Origin of the sequence: Sphingomonas astragali (genome assembly GCF_051400615.1) — a bacterium.
In the GTDB taxonomy this organism is placed as follows: domain Bacteria; phylum Pseudomonadota; class Alphaproteobacteria; order Sphingomonadales; family Sphingomonadaceae; genus Sphingomonas.
Window position 1 is genome coordinate 771174 of record NZ_JBLFFH010000002.1, and the last position, 9784, is coordinate 780957.

Genomic DNA, 9784 nt, shown 5'->3' on the forward strand with positions numbered 1-9784 from the left:
CCGCCGTCGGTCAACGGCAGTGCGCGATCGTGAAGCCGATACAAACCCCCGCGGCCTCGTTGTGCGCGAACACCGATCCGCCATGCATATGGGCGACTGCCTTGACGATGGCGAGGCCGAAGCCATGGCTGTCATGGCTGTTGGAACGAGCCGGATCGATCCGGTAGAAGCGATCGAAAATCCGGTCGAGATGCTCGATCCCGATCTGGCTGCCGGGATTGAACACGCCGATCGAGACGGCCTCCGCTTCTTCAGCGATCCTGACGGTTATCCGGCCCGGTGTCATGCCGTGCCGCACGGCATTATCCAGCAGGTTGGTGATCGCACGGCCGTAAAGGGCACGCTCGACCTGCGCCTCGGCGTCGCCTTTGATCTCGACGGATACCCCAGCTTCATCGAGCACCACCTCCATGAAGTCGACATTCTTGCGCGTTTCCGCCGCCAGCCCGACACGCACCAGGTTCGACGCCACCGCGCCCTGATCCGCGCGCGCAAGGAACAGCATGTCGTTGATGATACGGCGCAGCCGCTCGAGCTCCTCGAGATTGGATTGAAGCACGTCTTCGAGATCGCGCGGACTGCGAGGGCGCGACAGCGCCACCTGGGTTTCCCCGATCAGGTTCGCGAGCGGCGTCCTGAGCTCGTGCGCGACATCGGCGTTGAAGGTGGAGAGGCGTTGATAGGAATCCTGAAGCCGATCCAGCGCGTCGTTGAGCGACAGGACCATTCCCGCGAGCTCCGTCGGGAGCATGCCGGTCGGAAGCCGCAGCGACAGATTGTCCGAACCGAGCAGGCGCGCATGCTCGGACAAGCTGTCGACAGGGGCAAGCGCCCGGCGCGCGATCCACCAGCCGAGCGCGGAGGCCGCGCCGATGCCGAGCAGCGAGAAGATGAGGATGCCCGCCGCGAGACCGGCGGCGGTGCTCTCGACATATTTTGTGCTCGACGCGAGGATGAGCCGGAGCTGAGGCAAGTCGCCCCTTGCCGGGAAGCTGCGGGCGAGGGTGAGATATTTGCGGCCGTCGGTCCGCGCCCGGCCAAATCCCTCCCTTGGGCCTGTCCACTGCGCCCCGTCCAGGAACCGGCTGCCGATCCGGTAGCGCTGATCGGGGCTCTCGACGAGGAAGACCAGGGCGCCGTCGGCCGCGCTGAAATCGACGAGCTTGCGCGACAGCATCGGCCATTTGGCAGGCGTCGTGTCCTGTACCATCTTGGCCGGCATGGCGAAGCGCGCCTCGATCTCCTCGCGTTTGTGACGGCGCAGCTCGGCTGCCTGGAAGGCGTAGAGCGCGACCCCGCCGATCGCGGAGACGAGCGTCACCGCCAGCCCGAACATGAGCGCAAGCCGCCCCGCGATCGATCGCGTGCTCATGCGGCCTCTCCGTCGCGCGGCTCGAGAACATAGCCCATGCCGCGCACCGTATGGAGCAGCCTCTTCTCGCCAGGCGCTTCCAACTTCGCGCGCAGCCGCTTGATCGCGACTTCCACCACATTGGTGTTGGTATCGAAATTGATGTCCCAGACCAGTTCGGAGATGACCGTCTTCGACAGAATCTGCGAGTGGCGGCGCGCTAGCAGGGCGAGCAGCGCGAACTCTTTGGCGGTGAGATTGAGCCGGCGGCTACCGCGCATGGCGCGCCGCGCGATCAGATCGATGTGAAGATCGGCGATCTGGACATGCGCCGCCTCGCGCCCTCGCCCTCGGCGCACGATCGCCTGGAGCCGGGCGAGCAGCTCGAGGAAGGAGAAGGGCTTGACGAGATAGTCGTCGGCACCGGCACCAAGCCCGCGAAGCCGGTCCTCGACCGCGTCGCGCGCAGTGAGCATGATCGTCGGCGTGTCGTTCGCCGCCCCCCGCAACGCGCTGAGCAGCGCGATACCGTCCATCCCCGGCAGCATCAGATCGAGCACGATCGCGTCATATTCGCCGGTCAACGCAAGATGCAGCCCGTCCACGCCATCGGCCGCATGATCGACCGTGTAGCCCTGTTCGGCGAGGCCGCGCCGAAGATAATGGATGGTCTTGCTCTCGTCCTCGACGATCAGGATCTTCACCGCCCCGCGCCACTGCCTCCCATTGCCAGCCCTGGCGCTTCGGGCGCGACGCCCATCTGCCGATAGAGCGCCGCCAGCCGCGTCGAGACGTCCGCCACCGCCTGGGCATGATCCCGTTCCGCCTGATAGACGGTTCGTGCGGCGTCGAGAACCTCCAGCTGGGACAATGTGCCCTCGCGGTACTGGAGCTGCGAGAGGTCCGCGGCGCGGCGCGCGGCCGCGGCGGCACGGGCAAGCTCGCGCTCGCGCACCTGGCCCTGCAGATAGGAGACGATGCCGGTCTGCGTCTCCTGGAGCGCCAGACGCACGGTGCGCTCATAGTCGAGCGCGGCTTCGCGCAGGCGTGCATCGGCGGCGTCGACTTCGGCCGCGCGGCGGCCGAAGTCGAGCACCGGCAATATGAGGCCAGCGGCGACGGATGCGATGCTGGCACCGCCGTCGAGGAGGCTGCCGATGCCGCCCGCATCTAGCCCCACCAGCCCGGACAGGCTCAGCACTGGCAGACGCAACGCCGCCGCGCCGTCGCGCCGCGCGGCCACCGCCGCATAGCGTGCCGAGGCCGCGCCGATGTCGGGACGGGCGATCAGGATATCGGCCGGCGAGCGAAGAACGGTCAGCGGATCGGCAGCCGGCATCCGGGCCTCCGCCGGTCCCAGCCTCGCCGTCATCGCTTCCGGCGTCGTGGACAGGAGATAGGCAAGACGGAAGCGAGCCGCGCCCGCCCCTTCTTCCGCGACGGCGGCTTCGGATCTGGTCTGCGCGACGAGTGCCGCGGCGCGCTCGACGTCCAGCGCACTCGCCATGCCGAATTCGAAGCGGTCACGCGTGATCCGGAGCGTTTCCTCCTGCGCCGTCACGGTTCGCGCGGCCAGCGCCGCCAGCGTGCGCTGCAGGCGATAGTCGATATAGGTGCGCGCGATCTCCTCGATCAACAGCAGCCGGACCGCCGCCGCGTCGGCCACCGTGGCGCCGGCATCCGCGCGTGCGGCCCGCACGGCCGCGGACAGGCGCCCGCTCACGTCCGGCTCCCAGGCAAGGCCGAGCCCCACGCTGGCGGAACTCCGCTGGGCGAGGCCGCTCGAACGGCTGGCCTCGCTGACGCCGGCCTCGGCGGTGGCTTCGGGAAAAAGCCCGGCAGTGGCGGCGCGACGCAGCGCTTGAGACGCAAGCACACGCTGCGCGGCGATGCGCAGATCGACATTGCGGTCGAGGCCGCCGTCGATCAGCGCGTCGAGCACCGGATCACCGAAGCTCGACCACCACATGCCGCGCATCTCGCCGGCCGTCGCGGCCGGGGCCGCCTCCCAGCGCAGGGGGAGATCGCTGGGAACAGGGGGACTGGCGGGGCTATGCGCGCAGCCGGCGAGAATGGCGAACGGGAGGAGCGGCAGGGCGAGGGCTGGCCTCATGCCATGCTCCCTTCCAGTATCGTCTGGACCCGCGACGGCCGGGGCGGACGCGTCCGGCGGAACAGGCGGTCGAGCGCGAGATAGACGACTGGCGTCGAGAATAGGGTCAGCACCTGGCTGATTACGAGACCGCCGACCACCGCCACGCCGAGCGGCTGTCGCAGCTCCGCGCCGGTGCCGAAGGCCAGCATCAGCGGTATCGCGGCGAGCAGCGCGGCGATCGTCGTCATGACGATCGGGCGGAAGCGGGTGACGGCCGCCTCGCGGATCGCCTGCTCGGGCGAAAGGCCGCGCGTGCGCTGGGCGTCGAGCGCGAAGTCCACCATCAGGATGCCGTTCTTCTTGACGATGCCGATGAGCAGGATGACGCCGATCAGCGCCATGATCGAGAAGTCGAGCCCGGCGAGCCAGAGCGCCAGCACCGCGCCCAACCCGGCCGAAGGCAGGGTCGAGAGGATGGTGAGCGGGGTGGTGAAACTCTCGTAGAGAATGCCGAGGATGATGTAGACCGCGACCAGCGCTGCGAGGATCAACAGCGGCTGGGTCGCCAGCGATTGCTGGAACGCCTGGGCCGAGCCTTGCGCCGTTCCGGTGACGGAGGCGGGCACGCCGAGCTGCCCGCGCAGGCGCTCGATCTCCGCCATCGCATCGCCGAGCGCCACGCCTTCGGGCAAGTTGAAGCTGATCGTGGCGGCCGGCAGCAGGCCCTGCCGCGCGATCGTCAGCGGCCCGGCCGATTGCGGCTCGAGCCGTGCCACCGCCGACAGCGGCACCATCGCGTTGGTGACGGGCGAGCGGAGGAACATGGTGTCGAGGCTGGAGACCCGCGCATAGCGGGCGGGATCGGCTTCCAGCACCACGCGATACTGGTTGGCCTGGGTCTGGAACTCGCTGATCTGGCGCTGGCCGAAGCTGTCGTAGAAGGCCTGGTCGATCGCCTCGACGCTGAGGCCGTAGCGCGCGGCTGCGGCGCGATCGATGACGATGCCCTGCATGCGCGCGCCGAGCTGCACGTCATTGCGCACGTCGCGCAGCAGCGGGGATTGCGCCATGGCCTGGGTGAGCTGCGTCGCCCATTGCGCCATCTCGTCGGTGGTCGGTGCGCGCAGGACGTAGGAATATTGACCCGCGCCGCCGCCCACGCCGATATTGATGTCCTGCGCCGAACGCAGCACGACCGTGACGCCGGGGATCTGCGCGAACTGCGGCCGCAACCGGGCGATCAGTCCTTCGGAGGAGACGTCACGTTCGCCCCGGTCCTTGAGCACGATCCAGATGCGTCCATTGGCGAGCGACTGGCTGCCGCCGGTGGTGCCGATCGCATGGTTGAACTGCTGCACGGCCGGATCGCGCGCGACGATCGCGGCCAGCGCCTCGTGCTTGGCGCGCATGTCCTCGTAGGAGATGTCCTCGGCGGCGACGGTCTGGCCCATGATGAAGGCCGTGTCCTGCAGCGGGAAGAAGCCCTTGGGGACCAGCACATAGCTTCCCACCGCGGCGGCGACGGTGGCGAGGAAGACGCCGAGCATCAGGCGCTGGCGCGCCAGCGTCCATTCGAGCGCGCGCCGATAGGCCGTGATCAGCCGGTCGGTGAAGCGTGGCTTGGCCGGCTCGGCGTCATGCGCGGGCGTCTTGAGATACCGCGCGCACAGCATCGGCGCGAGCGTGAGCGCGGCGAGGACCGAGATCAGCAGCGAGACGGTCACGGTGAGCGAGAATTCGCGGAACAGCCGGCCGATGATGCCGCCCATGAACAGCAGTGGGATGAAGGCCGCGATCAGCGAGAAGGTGATCGAGACCACTGTGAAGCCGATCTCCCGCGTGCCGTCGATCGCCGCTTCCACCGGCCCTTTGCCCATCTCGATATGGCGGTGGATGTTCTCGACCACCACGATCGCGTCGTCGACGACGAAGCCGACCGCGATCACGAGCGCGACCAGGGTGAGATTGTTGAGGCTGAAGCCGAGCAGATACATCGCGGCGAACGTCGCCACCACCGAGACGCCGAGCACGGCGGCAACGATCAGCGTCGCGGAGACCTGCCGCAGGAACAGGCCCATCACCGCGACCACCAACACGAGCGTGATGATCAGCGTCAGCTGCACCTCGTGCAGGGAGGATCGGATGGTGCGCGTGAGATCGTTGAGCACCGAGACCTCGACGCTGGGCGGAAGCGAGGCGGTGAGACGCGGCAGCTCCGCCCGAACCGCGTCGGCGATGCGCACGATGTTCGCGCCGGGCTGGCGCATGATGATGATGCCGAGCCCCGGCCGTCCGTTGGGGAAGGCGCCGACATAACTGTTCTCGCCGCCCACGCTGACCTCGGCGACGTCGCGGACATGCACCGGGGCGCCGTCGCGCCACGCGACGACGATGTCACCATAGCCGGCCGGCGTCGAGAGCTGGTCGTTCGCTTCGAAGGTCGAAACCGCGTCCCGACCGAACACGGCGCCCTTGGCCCGGTTGACGCTCGCGCGCTGCACCGCGTCGCGCACATCGGCCATGCTGACGCCGTAGGCGGCGAGCCGATCGGGCTGCGCGCGCACGCGGATCGAGGGCTTGTGCTGGCCGGCGATGTTGACCTGAGCGACGCCGTCGATCTGGCTCAAGCGGCGGGCGAGCTGGTTCTCGATCAGATCGCTGAGTTCGGTCAGCGGCATTTCGTCGGAAACGGCGCTGAGCACCAGCACGGGCCGGTCGGTCGGGTTCACCTTTCGCCAGGTCGGCAGGTTCGGCATGTCGCTCGGCAAGCGCCCGGTAACGCTGTTGATCGCCGCCTGCACCTCCTGTGCGGCCGCATCGACGTCGCGCGACAGGTTGAACTGGATGGTGATGCTCGTCTGCCCAAGCGCATTGCTCGAAGTCATCTCAGTGATGCCGGGAATGCCGGTGAAGGCAACCTCGAGCGGGGTCGCGACCGACGAGGCCATCGTTTCGGGACTCGCGCCGGGCAGGCTCGCGCTCACTTGGATCGACGGAAAATCCGCTTCGGGAAGCGGCGCCACCGGCAGGAGAGGAAAGGCGACGATGCCGAGCAGCCCTGCCGCCACCGCGAGCAGGGCAGTAGCGACGGGCCGGCGGATGAACCAGGCGGAGAAGCCCTGCTTCAGAGAGGGCGCGGGCGGCGCTTCTCCGGTGATCGCGAGGTGCTGGTTCATTGGCCGGCCTGCGCGACCTGCCGGACGACGGTGATGCGGGCGCCGTCCTGAAGCCGCGAGAAGCCGTCGGTGACGATCGCGTCGCCCGGTGCGACCCCGCGCGCGATCACGGCGATCTCGTCATCGGAATAGCCGGGCGTGATCAGCACGCGCTGCGCGATTCCGTTGCTGACCCGGTACACGAAATGCCCGCGAATGCCGGGGCGCACAGCGGCGGCGGGCAGCACGACGGCATCGGGCGTGAAGCCGGTGCGCATCCGGACCGAGACGAAGGCGCCCGGCGCGAGCCGCTCGGCGTGGTTCTCGAACAGGGCCCGCACACGCGCCGTGCCGGTTCGCGCGTCGAGCGCATTGTCGAAGGCGGCGATCTTGCCATTGCCGAGTCGCGTGTTGCCGTCGCGGTCATAGGCCTCGACCATGGCTCCCTCTGCCTCGCGCGCGCTGGCCCGCACGCCGTCAAGCTGCGCCTGCGGCACCGGAAAGACGATCGAGATGGGATTGACCTGCGCGACCGAGACGATGCCCTCGGCGTCGCCCGCTCGCACGAGATTGCCCTGATCGACGCGCCGGATACCGACCCGGCCGCTCGCCGGCGAGACGATGCGCGTGAAGGAGAGATTGACGCGCGCCGTGTCGACATTGGCCCGCGCGAGCTGGACGGCGGCGCGCAGCTGGTCCGTCTGCGCGCGCTGCTGGTCGAGCTGCTGCTGCGAAATGGCGTTGCGCTGGACGAGCGCCTGGTAGCGCGACAGGTCAAGCTCGGCGGCGCGCAATTGTGCGCTGTCCCGTGCGAGTTGGGCTTGGGCTGCGGCGAGGGCAGCGCGCTGCGCGCGATCGTCGATCGTCGCCAGCAGCTGGCCCCGGCGGACGAAATCGCCCTCGGCGAAATGAAGGCGCGTCAGAATGCCATCGACCTGGCTGCGCACCACCACATCCTGGAGCGATTCGACCGTGCCCACCGCCTCGATCATGTGCGCCACGTCGCGCCGTTCCGCCGTGGCAATATGGACCGGCACCGGCGGCGGAGCGGCTGCCTGCTGCTGGGTCTGCCCCGTTCCCGAATAAAAGAACCCGGCCAGTGCGAAGATGCCAATGCCGCCGGCGGCGAGCATCAGCCCGCGCCGCTGGCGGACGATATCGATGAAGCGAGCGGTCAGAGCCATGGGTTGGCGATAGCGCCGCACCGGGGTCCGGACGCTGACTTCAGAATGACAATTTCGTCAGCAAGCTGGGAAGGTGGTGGCGGACGGTGGCCATGAAGCAGGCAGCGACCTTGCGAACGCCAGAGTGGCTGGATCTGGGCCGTGTGTGGACGGCCTTCCGTTGGCAAGGGTTTTCTGGAGGATGTGCATTCCGCTGGTTGAGGCGGCCATGTGTCCGGCCTTTCGATGCGGCTTCGTCATGCGCCACTGGCCATGATGCTTTCGCGCGAACCGGGTCCCGACCTATAGCTCGCGCTCAAAGCGCCACGGCCCAAAATGGGTTTTCCCGATCCGGCGGTTTCAACCGGCTTTGTGCATCAACTCCTCTTTGCCCTTTCCAACCTCGTTCGCGCGAAGGCTCGCGCTAAGCTGTTACGCAGCCATCGGCATCGGCTCGCGGTACCGCTCTCCGCTGGTCATCAGCGCCCAGACCATCCGTGCGTTCTTGTTCGCTAGTGCTACTGCGGCGACCTTGGCAGGCCGGCGGGCGAGCAGCTGAACCAGCCGCGGTACGGACTGATTGCCGCCGTCTTGCTGCTGGTCGCCACCGCTTCGACGCGCGGCGGCAACGCATAGGCTGACCGTGAATGTGCCGGTGCTCGCCCTAATTCGATCCATTTCGTTGGACGAGGCTGCTGACGATCAACCTCCATGACAGGCTTTCAAGGCGGCGGCCGGTGGACGGACCGCCGCCCTGACTCACGATTTAGAAGGTAATCCTGAGACTTCCACTGACCCCATGCATCGTCGTGTCGGACCCGAAATCCCCGTTATAGGAAACCGCGATCGAGGCATTGTCCGTTGCGCGGAAATCCAGTCCGGCGCGGACGGTCGCCACGTCCTTGGCAATCGGTGCGCCGGCAATCAGGAACGAGCGCATGGTGTCGGGCAGGGTCATCGTCGCGAACGGAGTGGTGTCGCTGAAGGCATGGCGCCATCCCAGACCACCGAATGCAGCGACCCGCATGTTGCCCATGTCGAATTCGGCCGAGCCGCGCGTGCCCACAGTCGTGAAGACGGTGCTCATGCGATGGGTCTGCACCGTCAATGCGGCTACGCTGCCGGCTTCCATGCCTTTCTCGGCGAAATCGTCCACGTCCAGACGCACGAAGGCGATGTTGGCATAAGGCTCGAACATGACGCCGCCTGCGCCGTAGCGCCACGCAAGCTCGCCGAACGACTGGAAGCTGCTGCCCTTGTAATCGGCCCGCTCGCGATCGCTGAAGCCGGGGAAGGCCACGATCCTCTCGGTCGAGATATCGTGCCATGTATAGGACAGGCCAGCCCGCAGCGACAGAGCATCCCATCGCGCTCCGCTATAGAGGCCGAGGTGGATATTGTCGCTGTCACCGCTCGACTGCCGTCGGCGAACGGTGAAATCGTCACGGCTGTAGCCTGCAAACGCACCTATGCGTGCGTTTGAGTCGAGCGCGCCGTCGAGCCCGATCAACAGGCCGCCGGTTGAGTTGCGCAGACGGCCGGCATTGCCGCCGCCGCCGAGGCGGCTCCAGTTGCCCAGCCCCTGGCCCCATATGGCGAGTCCTGGCTCCGCTGCGGCTTCGCGCGCATGACCGCCGTAGCTGGAACTGAGCGCCCCCACTTCTGCAGGCTCGGTCGTTTCAAGCGTGTCGCGCAGCCGGCCCAGTGCTGCGTCGCGAAGGAATTGGCTTTGCGAAACCAACGCGGATTGAACCGAAAGGTGGATATCGCCTGATAAGCTGTCGAACGCGGCACGCGCCTCGGATGCGCTGAGCAGGAGCAGATCGTTGTACAACGCCAGCGACGGACCGCTCTGCTTGAGTGTGTCGAGCGCCACCGCTGTGTTGAACTGATTTGGCGTCTCCGCAACCTGCTCGAATACGGCGGGCGGCGTCGGCGTCGGGGTCGGCGTCGGGGTCGGCGTCGGGGTCGGCGTCGGGGTCGGCGTCGGGGTCGGCGTCGGGGTCGGCGTCGGGGTCGG

At 67.7% G+C, this 9784-nt stretch carries 6 protein-coding genes and 1 pseudogene; all 7 read right to left on the reverse strand.

Annotated features, from left to right (window positions below):
• Positions 1 to 10: 10 nt before the first annotated feature.
• Complete coding sequence (locus tag ACMGER_RS12030; protein WP_436812374.1) at positions 11 to 1372, reverse strand: heavy metal sensor histidine kinase; 1362 nt, start codon at positions 1370 to 1372, stop codon at positions 11 to 13.
• Complete coding sequence (locus ACMGER_RS12035; RefSeq protein WP_436812375.1) at positions 1369 to 2055, reverse strand: heavy metal response regulator transcription factor; 687 nt, start codon at positions 2053 to 2055, stop codon at positions 1369 to 1371. Before ACMGER_RS12035 ends, ACMGER_RS12030 begins: the two co-directional genes overlap by 4 nt.
• A complete protein-coding gene (locus ACMGER_RS12040; protein WP_436812376.1) occupies positions 2052 to 3464 on the reverse strand; it encodes an efflux transporter outer membrane subunit in 1413 nt (470 codons plus the stop codon). The genes ACMGER_RS12035 and ACMGER_RS12040 overlap by 4 nt, the downstream gene beginning before the upstream one ends.
• Positions 3461 to 6622: an efflux RND transporter permease subunit gene (locus tag ACMGER_RS12045; RefSeq protein ID WP_436812377.1), complete on the reverse strand. Its 3162-nt coding sequence runs from the start codon at positions 6620 to 6622 to the stop codon at positions 3461 to 3463. Before ACMGER_RS12045 ends, ACMGER_RS12040 begins: the two co-directional genes overlap by 4 nt.
• Positions 6619 to 7785 carry an efflux RND transporter periplasmic adaptor subunit gene (locus ACMGER_RS12050; protein ID WP_436812378.1) on the reverse strand — a complete coding sequence of 389 codons (1167 nt, stop codon included), beginning with the start codon at positions 7783 to 7785 and terminating at the stop codon, positions 6619 to 6621. Before ACMGER_RS12050 ends, ACMGER_RS12045 begins: the two co-directional genes overlap by 4 nt.
• A 411-nt stretch (positions 7786 to 8196) precedes the next feature.
• Positions 8197 to 8322, reverse strand: a pseudogene (locus ACMGER_RS12055) (IS110 family transposase); the annotation flags it as partial.
• Between the two features lie 208 nt (positions 8323 to 8530).
• Positions 8531 to 9784 (reverse strand): autotransporter outer membrane beta-barrel domain-containing protein (locus ACMGER_RS12060; protein ID WP_436812379.1); only part of this gene is annotated, 1254 nt, incomplete at its 5' end.

Coding starts and splice junctions, on each gene's coding strand:
- ACMGER_RS12030 (WP_436812374.1), bottom strand. CDS start 1,372: ATGAGCACGCGATCGATCGCGGGGCGGCTTGCGCTCATGTTCGGGCTG.
- ACMGER_RS12040 (WP_436812376.1), bottom strand. CDS start 3,464: ATGAGGCCAGCCCTCGCCCTGCCGCTCCTCCCGTTCGCCATTCTCGCC.
- ACMGER_RS12045 (WP_436812377.1), bottom strand. CDS start 6,622: ATGAACCAGCACCTCGCGATCACCGGAGAAGCGCCGCCCGCGCCCTCT.
- ACMGER_RS12050 (WP_436812378.1), bottom strand. CDS start 7,785: ATGGCTCTGACCGCTCGCTTCATCGATATCGTCCGCCAGCGGCGCGGG.